Below are 23,084 nucleotides of genomic sequence, written 5' to 3'. Positions count from 1 at the left end.
GCGGCCTCAGGATTTGTCGAACTTCTTGACGACGTCGGCCCATTTCTCGATGTCGCCGCGCAGGAATCTGTCGAACTGTTCCGGCGTCATGGACATGGGCACGGCGCCCTGTTCCGTCCAGAGCTTGACGACGTCGGGCCGCTTCACCATGGCGTTAACGGCGGCATTGAGCTTGTCGACGACGGGCTTCGGCGTGCCGGCCGGTGCCATCAGGCCGAGCCAGATCGTCGCCTCATAGCCGGGGACGCCGGCTTCGATCGCGGTCGACACGTTCGGCAGCACGGTCGATCGCTGCTTGCCGGTGGTGGCAAGCGCGCGCACCTGGTTCTCGGCGACGTTCGGCGCCATCGCCGGTACCGCGTCGATCATCATCTGCACCTGCCCGCCGATCACGCCGCTGCGCGCTTCGCCGCTGTTGCGGTAGGGCACGTGGACGATATCGATGCCGGTCATGGCTTTGAACAGCTCGCCGGCCATATGGTAGGGCGTGCCCTGACCGGAGGAGGCGTAATTCAGCTTGCCTGGCTGCGCTTTGGCGAGGGCGATGAATTCCTGCAGCGTTTTCGCTGCAACACCCGGGTTCACCACGATGACGAGATCGGAATAGTTCACCGGCGCGATCGGCACGAGGTCGCGCATCAACTCGTATTTGCGCTTGTCCGCCGTCAGCAGCGATTCGTTCGCGGTCTGGGTGTTGGACATCATGAGCAGCGTGTAGCCGTCGGCCGGCGACTTCGCCGCCTCAATCGTGCCGATGACGCCGCCCGCGCCGGTGCGGTTCTCGATCACGAAGGGTTGGCCGAAGTTCTCCTGCAGCACGTTGCCGATCAGCCGCGCCGCGACATCGGCCGGCCCGCCGGCGCCGAACGGCACGACTATCCGGACCGCCCGGGTGGGATAATCCTGTGCGGAGGAGGGGACTGCGGAGGACGCGGCAAGCAGGCCGGCCGCCAATGCCAGCGCGAATCTTCGGGCGATCATGCCCACCTCCCTGGTGTCGTTCTTGTTGGCCGGCACTGTAGCGGCAGGAAATGCTGACTGTCGACGCCTCACAAAAGCGATTGGGCCGGGAATAGCCGGCGACTTCCGGTGTGGCCGTCTGCATTTCGCTGTTGCAGCAGGAACCGCCGGCGCGCACGGTCTGAGCAAATCGCATGGGCGCTGCCGGATAAATGCCCCTCGGCTGGCAGGTATTTTGGTGTTACGAACTGGGACATGAACCAGCACGCCAAGATCGAAATCCGCCATTCGACCTGTCCGCATGATTGCCCCTCCGCCTGCGCCCTCGATGTCGAGGTGGTCGAGGGCCGCAGCATCGGTCGTGTCCGCGGTTCGAAAAAGCAGACCTACACCGCCGGCGTCGTCTGCGCCAAGGTCGCCCGCTACGCCGAGCGCATCCATCATCCTGAGCGGCTGATGTACCCGCTCCGCCGCACTGGACCGAAGGGCTCCGGGCAATTCGCGCGGATTTCCTGGGACGAGGCGCTGGACGAGATCGGGCACCGCTTCAGCGCGGCCGAGCGCGAGTTCGGCGCGGAATCGATCTGGCCCTATTACTACGCCGGCACGATGGGGCTGGTGATGCGCGACGGTCTCAACCGCCTCACGCATGTGAAGAAATATTCGCGTTTCTATCAGACCATCTGCGCCAACGTCGCCCGCATCGGCTTTGCCATCGGCACCGGCAAGATCGCCGGCGTCGATCCGCGCGAGATGGCGCTGTCCGATCTCGTTGTGATCTGGGGCACCAATCCCGTCAACACCCAGGTCAACGTGATGACGCACGCCTCCCGTGCGCGGAAAGAGCGCGGCGCGAGGATCGCGGCGGTCGACATCTACGACAACGAGACCATGAAGCAGGCCGACATCAAGATCATCCTGCGGCCCGGTACCGACGGCGCCTTTGCCTGCGGCGTCATGCATGTCCTGTTCCGCGACGGCTATGCCGACCGCGCCTATATGGACAAATACACCGATTGCCCCGCCGAGCTCGAGGCACACCTGAAGACGCGCACGCCGGAATGGGCGTCCGCCATTTGCGGCGTGCCAGTGGCGGAGATCGAGGCCTTTGCCAAGGCCGTCGGCGAGACCAAGCGCACCTTCTTCCGCTTCGGCTACGGCTTTACACGCAGCCGCAACGGCGCCACGCAGATGCACGCGGCAAATTGCATTCCCGCGGTGACCGGCGCCTGGCAATACGAAGGCGGCGGCGCCTTCTTCAACAATTACGCGCTGTGGCACTTCAACGAATCCATCATCGAAGGTCACGACGCGATCGACAAGTCGACGCGCGCGCTCGACCAGTCGCAGATCGGCCGCATCCTCACCGGCGATGCCGAAGCCCTGCAAGACAAGGGCCCGGTCAAGGCGATGCTGATCCAGAACACCAACCCGATGACGGTGGCGCCGGAGCAGGCGCTGGTGCGGCAGGGCTTTGCGCGCGAGGATCTGTTCGTCGCGGTGCACGAGCAGTTCATGACCGAGACGGCGCAGATGGCCGACATCGTGCTGCCCGCGACCATGTTCATGGAGCACGACGACCTCTATTACGGCGGCGGCCACCAGCACATCTCGGTCGGGCCGAAGCTGATCGACCCGCCCGGCGAATGCCGCTCCAACCACGAGGTCCTGCAGGCGCTGGCACCGCGGCTCGGCGCCAGGCATCGGGGTTTCGAGATGACGCCACGCCAGTTGATCGACGCGACGCTGAAGCTCAGCGGCCACGGCGACATCGGCGGCCTCGAAGCCGATCTCTGGCGCGACCTGCAACCGGATTTCCGCACGTCCCACTATCTCGACGGCTTCGCCCATGCCGACGGCAAATTCCACTTCAGGGCCGATTGGGCGCACCCGCCATTCGGCGTGACCATGGGCGATGTCGACAGGATGCCGTCCTTGCCGGATCATTGGGCCGTGATCGAGCAAACCGATCAGGCCCATCCGTTCCGGCTCGCGACCAGCCCCTCGCGCAGCTTCCTCAACACCACTTTCAACGAGACGCCGTCCTCGCAGGCCCGCGAGGGCAAGGCGAGCGTGATGATCCATCCGCTGGATGCCGCCGCACTCGACATCGCCGACGGCGACGCGGTGACGCTCGGCAATACGCGCGGCGAGACCACGCTGATCGCAACCCTGTTCGACGGCGTGCGGCGCGGCGTCCTGATCGCGGAATCCGTTCACCCCAACAAGAACCATATCGGCGGCCATGGCATCAACATGCTGACGGGCGCCGAAACCGTCGCGCCGATCGGCGGGGCCGCATTCCATGACAACAAGATCTGGATCAGGAAGGCCGCGACGGCCTAGGGGCTGCACTCCGTGACGCCGTAGCCGGCAAACTCCTTCGCGATATCGGGGTTCATGGATTTCGCCTGCGCGATATCGGTGGCCCCGTCGCCGCCGCTCTTGCGGGTGGCGATGCCGCGGCCGAACAGCGACGATGACGAGCGCGGATTGCGCTGGATCGCGTCGGTGTAGTCCTTGATCGCTTCCGCGTTGCGGCCGAGCTTGAGGTTGACGAGCCCGCGGCTGTCGAGCGCATCGCTCAAGCCGGGATTGATCTGGAGCGCCAGATTGCAGTCGGCCAGCGCACCCTGCAGGTCGCCGGTCGCAGCGCGCACCCAGCAGCGGTTGTTGAACGCCTCGCCATCCCTCGGATTCCTGCTGATCACGAGGTCGAAATCCTGCCTGGCGAGCGCATAAGCGCGCTTGATCGCATAGACCTGGCCGCGCTTGTAGCGCGAGACGATGTCATTGGCGTTCGCCGCGATCTTGCGAGTGAGGTCGGCGATGACCGGATCCCTGGCGAGATCGTCGGCGCTCGGGGGAGGCTCTGCCTGCGGCGCCTCGCAGACCGGTCTCTGCAGCTCCGGTTTCTGAGGCTCGGGCTTCGTCGGCGTCGGGTCGCCCTTGCTGTCGGGCGGCCGGGTCACCGAGCCTGCGAACGAGAATTCCGTGGTCAGCGAGGACGACAGCCACGGCACCTGCTCCCGCTTGGTGGCGGCGATCACGCCGTTCTTGGTGTTGATCAAGGCCTGCTCGGCGCTGATGTTCGGCGCACGCATCTCGCGGAGCAGCTCGGCGACGAACAGGCCGTGATCGGTCTTGCCGCTGGCCGTGACCGCGCCGAGCGCCGCGGAGTAGAGCGCCAGCGAATTGCTCGGCGCGATCGCCGGCGCAAGGCCCGCCGAATAGCGGCGGAAGCGTCGCTCGAACGGGTTACGCCGCGAGGCGTCGATCAGCGCGACCTTAATCGCGGCACCGCGCGCGTTCATTTCGGCGAGGATGCTGTCGAGGCTGAAGCCGTCGCGCGCCACATCAGGCTCGGTCCAGATCTGCGCGTCGACCGGAAGCAGGTAGGTCTGCCGGTTGGATTGAATGGCAAAGCCGTCGAAGAAGATCAGCGCCACTGCGCCGCGTTCGATGCGGGCATAGAAGCGATCAAGCGCCTGCCGCATGGCGTCGGCCGTGAGATTGCTCTGCCGGTCGACGACGAAACCGTCGCGCTTCAACTCTTCAGCGACGTCCTGTGCGTCGTTGGCGACGTCGCTCAGCACGAACTCGTTGTCCGGATATCTGGCGTTGCCGATCACCAGCGCGATCTTCGCGACGTCGGCCGCGCGGCTTGCAGGCCCGCCGCTCAGCACCAGCAGGGCTGTAAGCAACACCATCATCGCGGCGCGCATGAAATGGCTCATGGTGATCAAAATCTCCGGACAGGATAGCGGCCGTCACTCACAATACAATCGGCAAGTGAAGTTGCGCCCACACGCTATGGTGACGGGATGGCAGATTGCCCTTGCGTGCGCGGCCCGTCCTGCCGCAAATGGCTGCAAAACGGAGCCAGGGAAGCGAGCCTACCATGACCGACACCACAGCAATCATCACCGAGAAGCGCGGGCAGGCGTTCTGGATCACCATCAACCGGCCGGAAAAGCGCAACGCATTGAACGGCGACGTCATCGCCGGCATCACCAAAGGCTATCGCGACGCGCATGACGACAAGGACGTCCGCGTCATCGTCCTGACGGGCGCGGGTGACAAGGCGTTCTGCGCGGGCGCCGATTTGCAGAATTCCGGCGCGGCTTTCGCGATGGATCATTCCAAACCAAATGTCGACTATGCCGATCTGTTACGTTTGTCACAGAACGCTACCAAACCGGCGATTGCGCGGGTCGGGGGCGTCTGCATGGCCGGCGGCATGGGCCTGCTCTGCATGACCGATATGGCAGTGGCGGCCGATCATGTCATTTTCGGCCTGCCGGAGGTGAAGGTCGGCGTGTTCCCGATGCAAGTGCTGAGCCTGCTCCAGCGCATCGCGCCGCCGCGCCTCGTCAACGAATGGGCGCTCACGGGCGAACCGTTCGACGCCAAGGCCGCGCAGGCCGCGGGCCTCCTCAATTACGTCGTGCCCACCGCCGAGCTCGACGCCAAGGTTGACTGGCTGATCGGCCGCATCGTCGACAAGTCCCCGACAGCGATCCGCCGCGGCAAATATGCCATGCGCGCGATCGCCTCGATGTCGTTCGACGAAAGCATCGCCTACACCGAAAGCCAGATCGCGCTGCTGGCGATGACCGAGGACGCCAAGGAAGGCTTGAAAGCCTTCAGCGAGAAGCGCAAACCGTCCTGGTCGGGAAGATAAATGCGTACCTTCAACTTCCGTCTCGCCTGGCGGGTTTCCGGACCGCGCATTCTGGCTATGGGCGCTAGCCGAACTGGAGACTTTGAAGTCGAACAAAAAGACGGCCCGTCAACAAACCGGCGAGTTGGCGATGAAGCTGGAAGCGGTCTCTGGAGGCTCAGAAATCCGGATCTATCTCCGAGGGAATGCATCAGCTCGCCGGAGCTCGTCTGCACCACTGATGCCAATAGCCAGCAAGATGCGCGCCTCGGACGATCAGGCGAAGTGGTCAGAACCCGCGTCAGTGTCCACGCCGATGCCAGATGGTAGTCGATGCGCGCCTCATGCGATTTGCTCAAACGGCAGAACGCGAGAGATGCGCTCGCGCGCCTTGCCGGATACATGAAAGCAAAAAAAGAGCGTCTCCGGAGAGACGCTCTTTTTGCCACCCCCATACGGGGTCAAGACATGCGATTAGACAGAAAGCACTACGTTATTGTACTTTCAACTTCCCCCGGGCCTCACGTGGCATAAGGGCTTCCACAGTCGGGTGCCTAGGTAGCACACGGGGTTAGCTCGAACAACAACATCTCAATGCCAATGGTTAACAACGCAGGAAGGTCTCGAGATGCTCATGAAACCGGAGCACAGCCCCGAGATGAGAGGCGGGGCTCTTCCAAGGTTCAAGCTGGTTGCTCCTAGGAACTCCGATCTGATGGGCAGCATTTCACGATTCACTGCCGTTTGCGGTCAAATTGGTAGGGGCGAACTGGCAAGAAGGTCTCCACCTGTCAGCTCTTTCGGCTCGAGATTGCTCGATTTAAACGGAAATGTCTGAATCAGACGGAAACTCGAGGATGGATCGTCGGTGAGATGTCCGGGAGCCTGGGCCTGCAGTACCGGCGCATATGGACCGAGTGACAGGATCTGGCAGATATCGTCCCGCCGGAAGATTTGCACCTCTCTCCCCAAGTATTCGATGCGATCTCATGCGATCCGTCTGGACATTGGTTGTATCTTCCACGGAGGATTGGTCGCTACGTTCCGTCTGAAACACCACGAGACCATCATGAAAGCGAGCCTTTCCGAAACTCTGCAACCCGTCATCGAGGCGCTCGCTCCTACAGAGTTTGGGCCGCCGAAAACTCAGACGGTGATTTCCAGGTTCCTCCGATTGCTCGAAGCGCTCCGCGCGGCAGGCTACACCCACGAGCAGATAGCCCGGGCGCTCACGGCCGGAGGCGCGCAGGGTCGGAGGGGAGCTCAATTCAGCGGGAATTCGCTTTCCAGCTATATGGTGAGAGCCAGGAAAGGCGCCAGTGATCGGGGGGCGGCCGAGATCTGCCTCAAGTCCAGCCAGGTGCTTGACGACATCAAGACAGCAAGCTCCTCGACATGGGACCAAGACCGGGCGAATTCGTCGGAGTTCAGCAAATTCAAACAAGGCATCAGGGATGCGCATTCTCATGCCGCAAAGGGCGAGGTGTTGTTTGGCAGGCCGAGGAGGAGCTAGTTCGCCATGCCGTCAGACGATTATCGTGGGAAGCTCAAGCCTCTCCTCAAGCGAATTGGTGTTCCTGCTGCGGAAATCGACATCAAGCTCATTGAGCTTGATGAGATAAAGCAATCGTTCATATGGAGGTGCGAGCATCGCGCGAAATCACCCCGGATCAGTGCGGTGGTGTCGCAGCTGCGTGCTTTGGCGGATGCGGCGCAACGAGCATGCTCAGGACGTGAGGTGTCGATCCCGGACGAAATCCATCCCGCCGCGTACGATGCTTTGACCGGACGCTATCCATTTTCGAACATCGACGTGGCTCCCGTCACCGCTGAGGCTTTAGAACATCCAGAGGTGTATGGGGACATTTATCGGACAGCGGTCGTGAATGCTCCCGTCGCGCCGCACGTCGTGAATGCCGCGATGCGTCAGCTTCCGGAGCAGCCGCATCTGGTGGCCGTCCGATCGATGCCCTTTCCGTTTGATGCTGCCAACGTGTACTTTTTCGGCGATCTGCCGGACCCGCAGCCAGCCCACATTCGGCAGCGCATTGAAAATTTCATTGTCTATGAGCCGGAGGCAGCTTCCGCCTTCCTTCAACGGGTGCAGGAAGGGGTCCGTCGGGCCACCCGGGATCCGGCGCGAGAGAATCCCGGGCGGCGAACGCTCTACGATTGGGCTGAACCGATGCCGGCGGCCCGCTTGGCATTCGATGTCCTCGATCTGCTGCTCGAGCCGGCGGCCGCGCGGCCGAAGGCCGCGGTGCAAGAGCTTGTGACGGCGATCATCGATGTGTTGATTGACGATCCAAATTCGGATTGCGTGCGGCAAGACGTGATCGGGTCGATGCTGACGATCTGGGTGTCACTCAATGAGCACTTGGTGGTTGTGCAGCGGCTTTCGGGAATGCTGGATGGGCGTCCCGGCGAGGCGGAATTGCCGGGCCAGCGGCGCCGGCGACGCCTTTGGCGGGCGTGTCACGCAGTGGTGATGGATTCGATTGCTGAACTCGTGCGTCGCGCCCGTATGGGCGACCATCACCAGGTGTGGCAACTTTGGAACAACCGAAAACCCCGCAGAACGAAGGGGAAAATGGCGATCGCACCGAAGGCGCGCGCGACCGGGCTGCCGGTAGCCACGCTCGATCTCGCGGCGGCCGCTCAAGCGGAAAGCGACGCGCAGTTTCTCTTGAAGCTGGCGCGCGCCTGCAAGCGTTGGCGGCGTGTCGGTTGAAGACGGCATCCGCCAACGAATTACGACAAAACACGACGAACGACGTCGGATTCCGGCAGTCTACGACGATCTACGACGTTTTCTTTGTTGGGTTCGTGGGAGCTTTCGATTCTCGGTTGTGACCTATTCGGCTTCTCAAGAGAAGGAGAAGCCTATGCCGAAAGTCAAAACCCCCAATCCCGCCGCCGGTTGGTACTTCATCGTTGTGCTCTCTGCCTTGGGCGGCCAGGGCAAGACCTTGTTCGCTGAACTCATCACTTTGATCCTGCGGTCGGTCGGTTACCAGGTCCGCGTCTTTTCGGCGGACGTCCAGCAGCGGCTTCGTGCCAAGCTCGGCGACGACGTCGTCACGATCGATACCGATCTCCTGGAGGCGGCCTCCGAAGACCCGCTCGCGGTGTTGCGGGCGTTCTCGCCGCTCACCAGAGCGGTCGCTTCAGCGGGGGACGGGAGCAGCCTCGTGCTGGACACTGCCGCTACTTGGGACGTGCCGGTCCTGAAGTTCCTGCGCGATGTGCGTCTCGACAAGGTTGTGACTGAGAGCGGCGGTCAATTGATCGTCGCGCTGGTGACAACGTCCAATCTGGACGCCATGCGTGCGATGACGGCATCGACTGAACTGGTGCGGGCTGCACTGCCGCTGGCGCGGCCGGTCTGGGTTCTGAACCACCGGGTGGGCACCGTTTTCCCGTCGGGTTTTGATCCCCGCCTTTTGAAGCTCGAGCCGGATCAGTTCGCCAGCATGCGTGCCGGCGTCAACGAAATCGTCCTGCCGCGCATGGACGACCGGCTGTGGCAGCCCGTTGACCGCACGCCGGGTTTGAACCTGGTGAAGTTCGTCACGGCCGATCCGGAGAAGCTCGCCAAGCTGTGGCCTGACCGTGAGGGCAATCCTTTGGACGCGTTGTCCGCGTCTGTCGCGCAGGGGCGCATCGCAAGCTGGATCGCTACCATGATGGAGGCGGCCCACCAGGCCTTGAGGTTTCCGCGCGCCGACTAGGCTCGGCGCGCGGCTGGAACGGCTCAAGCGCCGGGGTGACGAAGCGGGCGAGGAGTTAGTCCAGCGTCTCGCCTGCTCGACCAGCAGTCTCAAGCTGTTGTGCGATGTTCCTTTCAGCCTGCAACTGATCAAGCCGTCGCACCGCAAACGCCTCGCGTCGCTTCTGGATTGTGAGCACACTGGTCCGTGCGAACATGCGCTGGGCCGACTGGGGCGCTGGATGGACATGATCTGGACGAGCTGCAGATCGCGGGAGGACTCCCGCACAGAGCGGTGAGACAGCGGTGTCGAAAGAGGTGGTTCGCACGTTGATGGTGAGGCCCACGAGCCAAAATGCGCTGGCGACGAGGACCGCCGATCCGGACTCTAGAGGCGCGATGTTGAAAAGCCTATCTTCATCAAGGTGCGGTCTGATGTAGATCCGGACGCCCACCCAGGCGTCCTCTTAAGAGGAACTGCGAAGGATATGGTTGGCAATACTCCCCAGATGCAGGTCACGCACGCGTGTGGGCACTCTGCAATGCGCGTCAAATCTCAGAGCGATTCTTCAAACGAGATTAAGATTCGCGCTGCCAGAGGTACTTTGTGCGAGGCCTGCCTCACTGCGCATAAGTCAAAGCGCGATTGCATGATCTCCAATTCGGTTCAGCGAACCAAAGAGGCGGCCGCTGCGACCAAGCTGATCGGCAGCAAAAAGCAGATCGAATGGGCCAGCCGCATTCGTGAGAAGTGGCTGTATATCGTTAAGCGCGAACTACCAGCGCACGTTCTGTTCAGTTTAGACAAAGTGCGGGCGCCTGACGTATCCCCCGAGGCCATCGAGCAGGCTGTTACCGTCGTACTCGTCGTGCGCCTGGCTGCAATAGATGAGATAGCTGCTCACAGCCAAGCTGCCTGGTGGATTGACTTCCGGGACTATCTTGAATCGATGGTTAATCGGCCGACGGACATCGCCATCAAGTCCGAATGTTCGGCCCTCCTCAACAAGTAAGGCCGATCAAGCCGACGCGGCCATCCCTGCAGTCCTCGCGCAACTCTTTCCTTCGATCAGTCGATTCCGCTGCACGCTTCTTGTCCGAGGCAGCGAATGCGAAAATTTTTCGCATTCGGCGCGATGCGGTCCGCTGAGGCTGTCGCAAGGTGCCATCATTTTGATATTGTTGACAAATTCGAAAAGTTGCTCTCATTATTGGTTTAAGGTTTGCGACGAGAGATGTCATCAGGAGTACTTATCGTGACGGGCGCGGAGCAGTTCAATTACGATCAGGTTGCGCCGGACAGGGCGGAGGAGCTGCGCGAGCTTGCTGGCGTGATCCGCCTGGGTGTTAGACTGCTGACGCGGACGGCCGTGGAAATAGGCAGGTCCCTGAGCGAGGCGAAGGCCAGCCTCCCTGGCCGGGTGTTCCTGAAGTGGTGCCGTCTGGAAGCGGGCTTCGAGCCGCGCACGGCCCAGCTCTACATGAATCTGGCGGGTCTGTTCGATCGTTATGGAGAGGATGTGTATCTCGTGCCGCTCAGCGCCGCGCTGGATCTCGCCGCGCCATCGGTTGACGAGGCCACCTGTGTCGACATCCTGGCGCGTGCCCGCCGTGGCGAACGGCTGACGGTCGAGTTTGTGAAGGAATGCATTCGGCGGGCAAAGGGCAAGGCGGGCAACGCCGACCAGCTGGTGTCCGAGGGTGCTGCCGCGATGTCCAACATGCTTGCGAACGAGATCGGCATCTCCACGAAGATGGCACTGCAGAAGTATCTCGGGGCCAGCCCGGGGGCACATGATCGGCTCTTCATGAAGAGCTTTCGGGAGCGCATCGCGAAAGACCTGCGTCAGAACAGTGTGCGCGTGCGCATGCCATTGACCCGCCGGCTGCCCGCAGCCTAATCGGCGTGTCTTGCTCACCTGGTGATGCAGCTTGAGGTCACGAGGGTTGCGGGCATCTTGGGCCGCGACCTTATGTGTAGGCCTTCGGGGCAGGTGAGCTTTGCTCCGACGGCGCGGCCATGATGGCGCGGAGATCTGTCCAGCTCGTCGGCGAGCCTTTCCAATCTGTTTGTGAAAGCGCCTCTGCAGAGAGACGGATTGCTATGGATATGGCTTGGATTGCGCACTCCCGATGAACAGGGCGGTCCTTAGCGGCAATGGGTGCAATTTTCGGCTTGCAGGAACGCATGCGATGCTGGCGCATCGTCCATTATACGTTTCGAGATCAACGTGTCGCATTGCTCAATCCACACCCGCGTCCTTCAAACCAGCAAGGATGACGACGTTGCTGTGCGGTTCGCTTACCAGACGTGCTCAACCGCAGACCATCGTTTCGGGCATGTCGACTACCGCCGCTATGCCTCTTATCACGTCGGAGGAAGCGTGCTGCTGCCCATGGGGGCACCGGAGGAGTTCGCCGAGTGGGAGAATTTTTGCAAGGCCGTCATTGCTAGGGAGACGCGGCGGAACGCACAAGAAGGCAGAGTTCTCGATTTTGCCTTACCGCGCGGGGTCGCCCGTGAGCTGCTGCTGCCGCTTGCGGCGTTTGCGCTGTTGCCGTTCGTCGAGCTCGGGATGGCGGTGCGGCTCGATGTCGAGTGCGTGGACGCGAGCGACGGTGAGCCGAACCCGCATGCCCACGCCTGGCTCTCGCAACGTGAGCTGAAGCAGGGCGGTTTCGGTCTGAAGGTGCGAGCTTGGAACGCGCTGTTCCGGCGCGACGGCTGCAGGTACATACGGGCCCTTGTCGCGGCGAGGCTCACGTTGGGCTGCACGATCCTTGGCGTCGAAGCCTACGTCGATCCGCGCCGCAATGATGTGAGAGGAGCTGGCGCTCCGGAGCTGCGGCTGACGCGGGTGCTGTGGAGGATGTACAATGAAGGTAGGCATGTCGAGGCGATCGAGCAACTGAAGGCGAGCCGCCAGCCGAAGGGAGATCGCATGGCAGCGAAGCATGCCCCGAGGCCGGTGGTTGCGAGTGTAAGGGTGACGAACGCGGCCACGTACTACTGTGACGATGAGGAGGCTGCCGAACTCCTGGGGCGGTTTGCGGATGCCGCGCAGAAGGCCGGTTATGAGCTGGAGGTGGCATCGGGCTCGCCGGCGTTGGCGCTGAGCGGGACGGCTGTAGCCTTCGACGGTCGGGCCTTCACGATCGCAGACATCGGCAGCTCGGAAGATGCTTCAATCGTCGCGCGGTTTGCGCGCCGGCTCGAATGGCCGGGCCTGGTAGTCGAGGGAGGTGCACGTCTTGCCGATCTGATCGCGATCGCTGGTGCCGCTGAGGGCGTGTTCATGATCAATCGCGCCCCCAGCGCCTCTGCCCGGGATCTCATTGCGCGGGCGTTCTACAGCGAGATGAAGGACGACATTGCGCGCCACGATCCACTCGGGATCGCCGCAGCGTTCTTCGCGAGCTCTGAGGCGAACAAGGTTGCTGCGCAGCTGGCGGAGGCGCTCGATGCTGCCCTGCAGGTGGATGTGGGCTGCGATCCTCAATCACCGGCAAACCTGGTGGTGCCGAACACCTCCTCGGCGGGGCGGAGCAATGTCGCCGAGCCGGCATCCGTCGTTGCGCCGATCGCAACGTCGGACAGTGAGAAGCGCGTGGCCGCCGGTTGGGATGACGTGAGGCGAACCGCTGCTTCCTCGTCCGACGCGATCGCTCGAACGTCTGAAGATCGCAGTGAGGCTCGCCGGCCGCCCAGAGTGGGCGTGATCTCCAGCCCTCCTCGATCGCCGGCAGATCTGAGGGTACCGAGCACCGCTCCACTCGAGGCGAGCGAGGTCGGCACCCTCGCTTTAGCGGTCGCGCCCATTGCGAGCCCGGGGAATGACAGCCGGCGCGTGGCCACCGGCGGGGACGTGAGGCGAACCGCTGCTTTCTCGTCCGAGGCGATCGCTCGAACGTCTGGAGATCGCAGTGAGGCTCGCCGGCCGCCCAGAGTTGGCGTGACCTCCAACCCTCCTCGATCGCCGGCGGACCTGAGAGCGACGCGCACCGCTCCAATCGAGCCGAGCGCGGTCGCCGGCCTGGCTTCAGCGGTTGCGCCCATCGGGACGTCGGGCAACGACAGCCCACGCGGGGCTGCTGGTGCCGATGCGAGGCGAACCGCCGGCTCGTCGTCCGAACCCTTCGAAGGCCTCGAAATGCTCCCGCAGGACGATTCCTGGAAGGTCGCACCCGATCCAAGCAGGTCGGCGCGCGATGCCCTCGCACTCGAGGTCGGTTTCAGGCGGCAGCGGCAAATTGACGAGGACTTTGCCGAATTCCTGCGTCGGAAGACGCGGCAATCGTCCGGGCTTCGGCGTGAGGGCGTCGTTTCGCCTATTAGGAACGCGAAGCTTCAGCCGACGAGGCGTCCCCAGCCGATCCCGCAGTGGCCTGCCGAAATTCCCGGCCTTAATGATGAGGCGGTCGAGACGGAGGAGCCCGACTACCAAGCGCCGCGTTTTTGATGCTTGGACACTGCGGTCTTGCGCTCGTGCATCAGCTCATGCTCGGCAGGCAGAACACCGTCCTGTCTCAAAAGGCTGTTGCCTGCCGTCGTTAACCATCAATTGGCGTGCCAGCTGGAATATTTCGAGAACAGACCGCATATTCCAACTGTCTTCGCGGATCCCCGCGAGGCGGCCGCCGCCGGTGCTACCAACACCAACGACGGCCTGACCAAAACCGACTTAACAGGAGTCAGTCATGGCTAAGAGCCACTATATCGCCGATTCGGCGATCCTTCTTCCGTTCTCCCCGATGCTCTGTGTCCGGTCCGATGTGACCGGCGGTTGCGCTTTAGTGCCCGGTGTCGGGCCCACGGCGGACGGCATGTCTCTGTCCAGCATCACCCTTTCTATCGACTAGGCACGGGTCGCGAGGCTTGACGTCATGCGGCGCGACGGCGTCGCATGAATCGGTCCCGATCCGTGGCTTTGCGTTGGCGATTCCGCGAGTCGAGGACGCCAATCCTGGCGTCCGCGATGTCTGCGGATCATATCACGCAAGCTGCGACGCCTGCGCCCTGCGATATCTGGCAGGGCGTCCCGTGGCGCGTCAGCCGGTCCGATGTCGACCTCGCGATCTCTCAGAGGACAGAGAGATCGATCATGAAGTTTCCCAACGAGACCATCCCGATGGTGCAGCCCTGCACCCACACGATCTATCGCCCGTTCGGTGGCGTCGAGGACTATCGCCAGATCCACGATCCGGCCGGCCAGCTCGCGGTCACGGCGTTTCCGCTGGCGATGGCCAGGAGCCTGGCGGCCACCTGCGAGCTGTGGTCTGCGTGCTACGTCATTGTGTGGCAAGACGAAGCCTATATCGGCGAGAGCAATCGCGCGGTCTGGAGCGTCGCCGAGCATGCCGCGGACTCCTCCAACGTCTTTGGCGCGGAGGCCTACCTGCTCCACGCGCAGGAGCCACAGGCACTGCCATGGTCGGCGCGGCTCCGCCTCGCGCATCGTCTCAACGGACTCGCCAAAGAGGCGGGTCTGGTCACCCTAGCCAACACCGTTGAGCCGCGGGATCTTCCTTGCCTGGTCGAACACGCCGCAGTCCTGGAGCGGCTGGTGGCCGATGGCCGTCGCCTGCTGTTCGATGCGGGGTGCCGGATCTTCAACACCAATCTTGTGAGGCAACTGCCCGCGGAGGCCGAGTTCGATGACAATCAGGCTGCGAACGCCGTCGTCGAGATCGGCTTGCCGGTGGCGCCGCCAGCCGAAGGCGAGCTTGAATTCGACTATTGCGGCATCTGGGCGCGCGGCCACCACGATCGCGATGGGTTCGTGGTCCGGGCCGGATCGGAGGTGCGCGACATCGAGACCCCGAGCCTCAGGAAAAACATCAAGAAGCTCCGCGCAGATCTCCTCGCCTTAGGTGTGGTGGTGCCGATCGCCGGCATCAAGGATCGCCTGCGCTTCCAGGTCGACTGGCGCTTCTTTTCTGCCGCGGTCGCGGCCAAGTTCGTCGCGGGAGCGCATGTCGCTGGCACCAAGTGGGTGCGCCCGCGCACTCCTGGGCCGATCTCGCACGCGAAGTATTAGCGGCCGGATGTCCAATTCCACGACGATGCCGGGGCACGAGCCCCGGCAAGACGGCGAGGCCCGTCTTGGCGGCCATCATGGTGAAGGCGGCGCGCTGATCGAGAGCACCGAGCCGCCCGGAGGGGCGGCGACGCATCCGCGTGCGGATCACGATGGCAGGATGCTTGACGTCTCATCGCCGATCGTCCATGCGCTCGTCGAGATCTGCCCTCTGCGCTGGTGGCGGTCGATGCCGGCTGACGCCTTTCGGGTGGCGGAGTACCTCACGGTCCGGTCCGCCCTCGAAGAGGTCGCAAGGCTGATCGAAGGCGCCGTGGTCGAGGCGGCGCTGACGGGCGATGCGAATGCCGCCATCGCGCTGGTGCGCTCGTTGATGCCGATCACGCGCTTGGGCGGGATCAAGACCGACATTGCGATGACTGCCTTGTTGTCCCTCGCGCTCGAGGGGGAGCCCAGGTGCGCGCTCGTGCTCGCTCACGTGATCGATCGCGCCGAGCACGATGCCCAAAAAGCAGATCAGCTGTGCGGCTCCTGGTTTGAGTTCCGCCTCCGGTGCGGCGGCTTTACCCCGGCCGAGACAGCCTTGCTGAAGACGCTCCGGGCCTTCGACGCCGTGTGCCCGCGCAGGGAAGGCCGCGCATGAGCTTTCTGTCGTCTTTCAAAACCAACACACTACCCATCGGACTCGCCGCGCGTAAACATGCCGAGCCTGGCGCGGATGCATGCTGCGCAAAGGAGGCCCGCGGGGATCGAACTCGCGAGGGTGCGCTCCAAGTCGCACAAGCGCGATCGCGCCCTCGCTGCCGACCCACCAGCAAGGCTAGCGCTTTGGCGCTTTCTTACGCCGCTCGAGCCAGTCTCTCGCAGCCTCCTCAAGAATCTCCGAGGCACTGGTGTCGTCCTCGAGAGCGACGCGCTTGATCGATTTGATCAGCTCGGCGTCCAGAGTTGCGAAGAAGTTGCGTCTTGGCTGCGGGACTGCCGTCTTGCCTGCTCTTGCGGGTTTTCCTTGCTCGGCCATGGGCTCTCCGTGGGTGATGAGGGGCAAGGATTCGCCGGTAGGCGAATCCTTGAAGCCGTGCCGAATGTAGGCCGGGCTCGGCCAAATGGCCATAGGTAACTTGCCGGACATGGATATAGCCTATCCTACTATGTATATAGATGAACGTTGACATGTGTGATCGTTTATGGTTCGTTCCCGGTCACAGCGGTGGTTGCGAGGGATTGTGATGGCGCGTGACGAGAGGGATTGGCGGGGGGAGCTCGTAATGGCCTACCCGGATTTATTTCACCCGGCGGGCGATCCGCCGCCAGCGCGGACCTTGCCGGACGTCGCCGACGGTTGGCGCGATCTGCTGGAGCGCATCTGCGCGCGTATGCAAGCGGCGCTGCAGCCGGGCGAGACGATCCGGGTCATCCAGATCGACAAGAAATCCGGCAGCCTGCGGGTCTACTGGCGTGGTGACGTGACGCCGCAGACCGCCGCCAGGCTGCACGAAGCGATTGCGCTTGCCAAGGCACGCTCCGCCTGCACCTGCGAGTCGTGCGGCGAGGAGGGACAGCTTTGTTTTGTGGGCAGTGTCTACATGATCCGTTGCGCCGCCCACGTCCAAGGCGAGCTGGTTCCAACCCCGTCTGGCCGGGAGAACGTCCATCTTGTCCGTGTGTCGACGGCGGACGGCTACCGGATAGTGGCGCGGCGCTACGACCGCCTGGCCGACCGCTTCGCTGACGAGGACCCGGCAGTTCGGGAAACAGGGAGGCCTGAGACGGCTGTCACCGCGGATTGGCGCATCGATCTCATGCAAGCTCATCCGAAGCTGTTCGCGAACGTGCAGGCCAAGCCTCGAGCATCGTTCGGCTATCCATCCTGCCGGTCAGGGTGGCGTGATGTTCTCGACCAGCTTTGCCGGAAAATTGAAGCCGCATTGGCGCATAACGAAACCTTCAAGTTCGTCAGTATCGGCACCAAACTGGGCCTGCTCTGGATCAAGTGGGAGGGCGAGGTCTCGGGCGAGAGTCGCGCGAAGATCGAAGACGCCATCAGCCTCGCCCTCCAGCGCGCGAGCTGGACCTGTGACATCTGCGGGCTGGAGGGATCGGCCGCAGCAGCATGCTGACGCCATCAACAGGGTGCTTTCCGCCATGGGCATTGCCAGAAGGCCAAGCCAGGAGCGGAGCGAGCACATCCGTCGACCGCAGGGGCCTTGCTTCGCGTGCCCCCGGAAGGGGTAGCCCGCCAGCGCGCGGAATGGAGCGATAGGATGGCTCGATTCCGGTGCGGGGCCTGTGAGCGCGAGGGCGAATGCGAATATGAGCCGCACCGCCATGAATGTCCGCTCTGCGGAGCAGCGAACGTCGTGTTCGCGCTTGGCATCGATGAGCTGCCGGAAGAGCTCGTGGCGACGCTGCTTGATGCCGAGCCTCTTGATGATCACGAAAATGATGAGGACTGACGTGCGGCTATGGGTTGTGTCGGATCTGCAAGTAGAACTAACGCGCGGCTGGGACCTGCCGGCTCCGGATGCGCGGCCGCGGTTCGACGTCCTGGTGGTCGCCGGCGATCTGATCCCGCGCATGGAGCGGGGCGTGAGGTGGCTGCTCGAACGCATCCCCAATCGGCCGGTGATCTACGTACCCGGCAACCACGAATTCTATGGTGCCGATATCGATCGGACGGTCGAGAAGGCGAGAGCGGCGGCAGTCGGCACGAACATTCATGTGCTGCAGCACGACTGCGTCCGGATCGGCAATGTCACTTTCGCCGGCGCAACAACGTGGACGGATTTCGATCTGTTCGGCGACGCGGATCGCGCCATGTTTCTCGCGGGCGAGCGGATGAATGATTTCCGGAAGATCCGGATCGGGGGCTATGCCAGGCGATTCCGACCGCTCCACGCGCTGATCCGGCACCAGCAGGCTCGTGCGTTCTTCGAATCGCAGATGCGCGGACCCCGTCCGGGCAGGCTTGTCGTGATCTCCCATCATGCCCCTCATCCCGGCGCGACTTCGCTGCCGTCCGATCCCCCGCGGCCGGACGAGATGCTCAGCGCCGCCTATCGCCGCGACCTGACCGCTCTCATGCGCCCGGCGGCCAATGATGGACGCGGCGCACTGAAGCCCGCTGACCTCTGGATCTACGGCCATACCCACGAGTCCGACGATACCGTGGTCGGCGCAACGCGCGTGGTTTCGAACGCAAAAGGCAACGGACCCTGGCCGCCACAGCAGCGCGCCTGGGACAACCGGAGCTTCGATCCAAAACTGACTATCGAGATCTGAAGGGGCAGCGAGATGCCATGACGGATAGCGAAGACGACCGGACGCAGGCGGACGTGCTTACGTCCTTTCCATGACGGTAAAACAAGGTGCAAGAGTATGTGTGACACGACAGACGCCCATAGCCCCAACGATTCTTTTATCTCGGCCAAGACCACGACGGCGATCCCTGTGCGACACCCGGCACTCCGGGATGCACTGATTCAGGCGTCCCTCGATCCGCAGGTGCGTTCCATCGATTACGTCGCCAGCGCTCAGGTTGCCTCCGCGCAGGTCGCGCTCGATGCCGTCGTCCTCCAGCGCGATGATGGTCGTTATGTCCTCGACATCGTGCCGGCGCGACGCATCGTCGACCTCGACGAGGGAGGTCTCGTGCTGATCGCATGGGATGAGCTCAAGCTCGAGCCGCTTGAGCTGACCCTTGAAGAAATCCGGCGCGAGCCGCGCCGTTCCAACGCGAACCTGGTCTGGGCGTATAGCGGCGCGGCAGTTCCGGTCGGCTTGCGCCTGCGCATCCAGCAAGTCCTGCTCGATGAGGGGCCGATGGCGCTCGGCCAGCTCCTGAAGTCTTTGGACGGAGAAGGTGATCCCGCGGTGGCAGTGATGGCGCTCGCCTGCGCCAATCTCGTCTGTCTCGATCTCTTCTCCCAACCGCTGAGCCCGACCACGCTTGTCCGGCTCTGCGTGCAGGCAGAGCACGCATGAGCTCTGAGGATGAGACAGCCGATCTTCCGGCTGTCGTGGAAGACGCCGTCTCGACAGGCGCGGCGGCGGATTCCGCCGACCGTGACGAGCGCCTGAAGGGACTACCGCGCCTTCTGCGCTACGCCATGCTGATCGCCGATGGGAGCCAGCACGTCATCGAGCGGCTGATCGCAGAGATCCATGAGCTGTGCCCGCAACTGCCGCACACCGTCGCTTGGGCGGTCGCGCGCACGCTTGACAGCGCATTGGCGCTCGCGGCCGAGCTCGACCATCGTGCGGTCGCTCAGGACCAGCCGAACATCAGGAGCCTGGCCGATTGCGTCCGGCTGCTGTCGCTGCCGACGCCGCACGGGTCCGACTATATCGAGGAGCACCAAAGGGTCGGCAAGGCGCTGGTCCAGGCCTTTTATGCGAGCGCCAGGCACGTGGAGCAGGAGCTCTGCTGCGATCTCGAGGGATTCACGTTCGGCTGGGCAGCGCTACCGGCCTGCACCAGCATGCTGTCCAGAAGCGCGTCGGCGGCGACGAATGCGGCCTATCTTGGCGCCCGCATGACGGAGCACCGTGTCACTGCCGCGAAGACAGCAGTCCGGCGGAAGCTAACGGAAGAGCACCGGAAACAACGGGAGGCCGAGGAGCAGGAAAGGGCAGCCACCTTGCAAGTGACGCCGGCGGCGACCGCGGAAGCCATGCCCGCCGGCCACGTCATGGTGGCTCGCCTCGAGAAGGGCGAGATGATGAATCCCAAGTTGAAGGAAATCCTCAAACCACTCGCGCACGTCATCAATACGCCCCTGCCGCTGGTCGAGGTGCCGCCACTGCACAGGGGCCGCAACGCGCTTGCATTCGAGTTTCCTTATGCGCTTAACGTGATCGACTTCACGCTGGCCGACCTCGTCGGCCGCGCGACAGTTCGCCTGCGGCCGCTGTTGCTCGTTGGTGATCCCGGCGCCGGCAAAAGCAGATTCGCCCGTCGGCTCGGCGAAATCCTCGGCGTCAGCGTGTGGCGGGAGGACGCGTCGCGCTCCGATGGCGCGGTGTTTGGCGGCACCGATCGGCGCTGGTATTCGGTCGAACCCTGCCATCCCTTTCTCGCAATTGCGCGAGGTAAAATTGGAAACCCGCTGGTGCTAATCGACGAATTGGAAAAGGCGGGCACGCGGTCGGACTACGGCCGCTTGTGGGATTGCCTGCTCGGCTTCTTGGAGCCTGAAACCAGCGCCCGCTATCCTGATCCCGCACTTCAGACGACCCTCGATGTCTCGCAGGTCTCCTACATCGCGACTGCCAATAGCATCGAGCCGTTGCCCTCGCCGATCCGCGACCGCTTTCGCGTCGTGATGTTCCCAAAGCCGTCAGCCGAAGACCTCGACGCGCTGCTGCCGGCTGTGCTGGATGACCTTGCACGGGAGCGTGGTCTCGATGCGGCCTGGGTGCCGCCGCTGGACGGCGTCGAGCGCGCCGCGATCGGCCAGAGCTGGCGCGGCGGCTCGATGCGGCGGCTGCGCCGCATGGTGGAGGCGATCCTGCGCGAGCGCGATCAGCGGGCAGCGCGAAATTGAAATGGCCGTCGTCAACTTCTATCTCGTCAACGCGCCCGCGGACCGCTCTCCGCGTCGCAGACCTTCGGCATCAGCAATGGTCCGCAGAGGGCGGTGCGATGGCCAGCGTCAGCAAGCTGACGATTATTTGGATAGTTATTTATGCGAGGTAGTGTCAAGAGATTGCTGGATGCGGAGGTGTACGATGGCGAATTGCTGCTCGTCCTCCGCGGAAATCCCGCCGAGATGTTAGCCGCCAAGGCGGCGATGGCCGATATTCTTGGATGCGGGGTTCACCTCGTCTCGCCGGGAATGATGCGCCGCATCAGGGGCGGCCAGAGCAAGGTCGACGAATCCACCCTCGAGTTCCTCGCTCGGATCGCTCTCATTGATACCATCGCCGGCAACCTCTCGGCGGACGAGCCCGTCATCGTGCGGCACTCCGGCATTATGGGTGGCGATCCGGTCTTTCGGGACACGCGCGTGCTGCCGGGGCCGGTCTTCGCCATGCTGGCCGACACGTCGGTCGACGAGATCGTGCGTGCGAAGTACCCGTCGCTAGAACGAGACGAGATCAAAACCGCCCTGCAGCAGGCCTGCCGTCTGCTGGAGCGCAATGCGCCATGGGTAGAGCAAGGATATGGGTTCAGGGGGGATGCGGCCATTGAGGACGAGTAGAGCCTTCGCAAGTATCTGTCTTGACTCGCAGAATTCCGATCGCACTCTGTTATGCCTGTATTATGCGGGTATTATGCCTCCGCGATGCGTGGCTAACCGGTTTTACAAAGCGGCTAACATCTGTTCCGCGTCATCTAACATCTGTTTTTGTTGGCCGGCGCGACTGGACAAGGCGGCGGCCCAGATTCCGGCTTCACCATCGCCCGTACGAAGCCAGGTTGACGGGCGGTATCCTTCGGCTCAGGCCGAAACGAGCGTCGCCATCGCAGCAGCAAGGAGTGCGAAACGCCATACCGCCGCGCTGTTGCCGCGACCTGGCGCGGTGCCTGTAAGCTCTCCAGGACGATCTTGAGCTTCTCATCCTCGGACCAGCGCCGCCGCCGGCCCGTGTCCACCACCTCAAGCCGTTCGACTTGGGCACTGCGCCTATCACTGTCCATAAGGACAGTTCTCAACAACACGCCTCATTCGGCAAGGCGGCCTTCACCGGACGGATACCGTAGAGCTGCGCCAGGTCGGCATCCAGCATCACGCGCTGCTCGCGCAGCGACAGGATGCGGCTCTGGATGAAGGGCTGCAGCGCCGTCATCGAGTGGCCACCTGGGCGAGTACCGCCTCGATCTGTTGCTGCCACTGCGGCACTGGGCCACGCTTGCCGCGAAGGTCGTTCAGGTCTGGCGGCGCGCGCTATTTCTGCCAGTTGGCGATATCTGCAGCTTGTTCAGTGCCACCCTCGCGGCCGTCGGCTCCAAGAGACGCGAGATCATAGGCCAGCCCGCGTGTCCCGGAAATGCATACGTATATGGTTTGCCCCACGGGTCGTTGGGAACCGCATTGCCTTTCAAATATGGGCCGTTCCAGCGTTCTGCGCTGCTTGGTTTCTGCACAAGGGCAGCCAAGCCGACACTCGTTAGCGGATATGAGCCATTGTCGAGATAATACAGGTCAAGCGCCTGAGCTAACCCCTCGATCTGGATCTTGGCCGCCTTGGTCTTTGAATCCGAAAGATGGTTGAGGACTCGCGGGCCGACGAGACCGACGACGAGGCCAATGATGGTGATCACGACGAGCATCTCAACGAGTGTGAACCCGTCCTGGTGCGACAAGCGGCGGCGAAGGTGGCGTTTAGATCGATTCAAACGTTCCTGATGCTTGCGCATTGCTCAACCTGACATTGCTTTAGCAGCCGTATCCGCAAATCGGAGAGCGGCGCTTTAGGTTGCGGAAACTCGTCCCGCGTGCTTGTACCAGGTGTTTCTGGAGGGTTTAATGCCCGGGCAACGAACTATTCACAGAGCCAAATTTATCGGCAACAACTCGCAGCGGAATAGGCGATTGACGCTCCGTTTCCATCGCAAATTGGTGGTTACACCAGACATGGCCTTGAGCTGGCCCCGGTTGTCTGAACAGAATATCCGCGTCGATAAGTGGAGCCTCTGCCGGGGTTAGGCTGCCGTGCGGAGCGGCAGCGGGGTGAAGTAGGCTTGATCCGGTGTGCTGCCGTCAAGGCT

General features: G+C 63.0%; 21 protein-coding genes and 1 pseudogene. 16 read left to right on the top strand and 6 right to left on the bottom strand.

The window, feature by feature from the left end:
• Positions 1–6: 6 nt before the first annotated feature.
• Entirely contained in the window at positions 7–981 is a 975-nt protein-coding gene (locus AC066S_RS33595) for a tripartite tricarboxylate transporter substrate binding protein (protein ID WP_478271674.1), read from the bottom strand.
• A 234-nt stretch (positions 982–1,215) separates the two neighbouring features.
• Here AC066S_RS33595 and AC066S_RS33590 point away from each other — a divergent pair, with 234 nt between their 5' ends.
• Complete coding sequence (locus tag AC066S_RS33590) at positions 1,216–3,306, top strand: molybdopterin oxidoreductase family protein (protein ID WP_478271673.1); 2,091 nt, start codon at positions 1,216–1,218, stop codon at positions 3,304–3,306.
• Here the strand turns inward: AC066S_RS33590 and AC066S_RS33585 are convergent.
• Entirely contained in the window at positions 3,303–4,697 is a 1,395-nt protein-coding gene (locus tag AC066S_RS33585; protein WP_478271672.1) for a caspase family protein, read from the bottom strand. The two genes, AC066S_RS33590 and AC066S_RS33585, sit on opposite strands and share 4 nt — an antisense overlap.
• A gap of 164 nt (positions 4,698–4,861) precedes the next feature.
• On the opposite strand from AC066S_RS33585, the gene AC066S_RS33580 reads away from it, so the two are divergent.
• From AC066S_RS33580 to AC066S_RS33535, 10 genes are all read left to right on the top strand, one after another.
• Positions 4,862–5,644 (top strand): enoyl-CoA hydratase/isomerase family protein, encoded by a 783-nt coding sequence (locus AC066S_RS33580; RefSeq protein WP_478271671.1) that lies wholly within the window; start codon positions 4,862–4,864, stop codon positions 5,642–5,644.
• A gap of 1,048 nt (positions 5,645–6,692) precedes the next feature.
• On the top strand, positions 6,693–7,136 hold the full coding sequence (locus AC066S_RS33575; protein ID WP_478271670.1) for a hypothetical protein: 444 nt from the start codon (positions 6,693–6,695) through the stop codon (positions 7,134–7,136).
• A 6-nt stretch (positions 7,137–7,142) separates the two neighbouring features.
• Positions 7,143–8,354: a hypothetical protein gene (locus AC066S_RS33570; RefSeq protein WP_478271669.1), complete on the top strand. Its 1,212-nt coding sequence runs from the start codon at positions 7,143–7,145 to the stop codon at positions 8,352–8,354.
• A gap of 154 nt (positions 8,355–8,508) precedes the next feature.
• Positions 8,509–9,354, top strand: a complete 846-nt coding sequence (locus AC066S_RS33565; RefSeq protein WP_478271668.1) for a hypothetical protein — start codon at positions 8,509–8,511, stop codon at positions 9,352–9,354.
• Between the two features lie 628 nt (positions 9,355–9,982).
• Positions 9,983–10,345, top strand: coding sequence for a hypothetical protein (locus AC066S_RS33560; protein ID WP_478271667.1), 363 nt, complete (start codon positions 9,983–9,985; stop codon positions 10,343–10,345).
• A gap of 243 nt (positions 10,346–10,588) precedes the next feature.
• Positions 10,589–11,233, top strand: a complete 645-nt coding sequence (locus AC066S_RS33555) for a DUF3102 domain-containing protein (protein ID WP_478271666.1) — start codon at positions 10,589–10,591, stop codon at positions 11,231–11,233.
• Between the two features lie 261 nt (positions 11,234–11,494).
• On the top strand, positions 11,495–13,792 hold the full coding sequence (locus AC066S_RS33550) for a MobA/MobL family protein (protein ID WP_478271665.1): 2,298 nt from the start codon (positions 11,495–11,497) through the stop codon (positions 13,790–13,792).
• Positions 13,793–14,030: 238 nt separating this feature from the next.
• A complete protein-coding gene (locus AC066S_RS33545) occupies positions 14,031–14,192 on the top strand; it encodes a hypothetical protein (RefSeq protein WP_478271664.1) in 162 nt (53 codons plus the stop codon).
• A 269-nt stretch (positions 14,193–14,461) separates the two neighbouring features.
• On the top strand, positions 14,462–15,370 hold the full coding sequence (locus AC066S_RS33540; protein WP_478271663.1) for a hypothetical protein: 909 nt from the start codon (positions 14,462–14,464) through the stop codon (positions 15,368–15,370).
• A 7-nt stretch (positions 15,371–15,377) separates the two neighbouring features.
• Positions 15,378–16,013 carry a hypothetical protein gene (locus AC066S_RS33535; protein ID WP_478271662.1) on the top strand — a complete coding sequence of 212 codons (636 nt, stop codon included), beginning with the start codon at positions 15,378–15,380 and terminating at the stop codon, positions 16,011–16,013.
• 177 nt (positions 16,014–16,190) lie between these two features.
• Here AC066S_RS33535 and AC066S_RS33530 read toward each other — a convergent pair whose 3' ends face one another.
• Complete coding sequence (locus tag AC066S_RS33530; RefSeq protein ID WP_478271661.1) at positions 16,191–16,502, bottom strand: ribbon-helix-helix domain-containing protein; 312 nt, start codon at positions 16,500–16,502, stop codon at positions 16,191–16,193.
• Positions 16,503–16,638: 136 nt separating this feature from the next.
• Between AC066S_RS33530 and AC066S_RS33525 the strand changes: the two genes are divergently transcribed.
• From AC066S_RS33525 to AC066S_RS33505, 5 genes are all read left to right on the top strand, one after another.
• Positions 16,639–17,490 (top strand): hypothetical protein, encoded by an 852-nt coding sequence (locus AC066S_RS33525; RefSeq protein ID WP_478271660.1) that lies wholly within the window; start codon positions 16,639–16,641, stop codon positions 17,488–17,490.
• 193 nt (positions 17,491–17,683) lie between these two features.
• Positions 17,684–18,652, top strand: a complete 969-nt coding sequence (locus AC066S_RS33520) for a metallophosphoesterase (protein WP_478271659.1) — start codon at positions 17,684–17,686, stop codon at positions 18,650–18,652.
• Between the two features lie 96 nt (positions 18,653–18,748).
• Positions 18,749–19,354 carry a hypothetical protein gene (locus AC066S_RS33515; RefSeq protein ID WP_478271658.1) on the top strand — a complete coding sequence of 202 codons (606 nt, stop codon included), beginning with the start codon at positions 18,749–18,751 and terminating at the stop codon, positions 19,352–19,354.
• Positions 19,351–20,916, top strand: a complete 1,566-nt coding sequence (locus tag AC066S_RS33510; RefSeq protein ID WP_478271657.1) for an AAA family ATPase — start codon at positions 19,351–19,353, stop codon at positions 20,914–20,916. Before AC066S_RS33515 ends, AC066S_RS33510 begins: the two co-directional genes overlap by 4 nt.
• A 177-nt stretch (positions 20,917–21,093) precedes the next feature.
• Complete coding sequence (locus tag AC066S_RS33505) at positions 21,094–21,573, top strand: DUF433 domain-containing protein (RefSeq protein WP_478271656.1); 480 nt, start codon at positions 21,094–21,096, stop codon at positions 21,571–21,573.
• A 134-nt stretch (positions 21,574–21,707) separates the two neighbouring features.
• On the opposite strand, the gene tnpA is transcribed toward AC066S_RS33505, so the two are convergent.
• From tnpA to gspG, 3 genes and pseudogenes are all read right to left on the bottom strand, one after another.
• Positions 21,708–22,013: an IS66-like element accessory protein TnpA gene (gene tnpA, locus AC066S_RS33500; protein ID WP_478271655.1), complete on the bottom strand. Its 306-nt coding sequence runs from the start codon at positions 22,011–22,013 to the stop codon at positions 21,708–21,710.
• Between the two features lie 11 nt (positions 22,014–22,024).
• Positions 22,025–22,162 (bottom strand): ORF6N domain-containing protein, encoded by a 138-nt coding sequence (locus AC066S_RS33495; RefSeq protein WP_478271654.1) that lies wholly within the window; start codon positions 22,160–22,162, stop codon positions 22,025–22,027.
• A 98-nt stretch (positions 22,163–22,260) separates the two neighbouring features.
• A pseudogene (gene gspG / locus AC066S_RS33490) lies at positions 22,261–22,733 on the bottom strand (type II secretion system major pseudopilin GspG).
• Positions 22,734–23,084 lie beyond the last annotated feature (351 nt).

It is taken from the genome of Bradyrhizobium sp. CFUWI, from assembly GCF_056429085.1.
The sequence above is the reverse complement of the archived record's forward strand: the minus strand, read 5'-3'. Positions and strand labels throughout refer to the sequence as shown.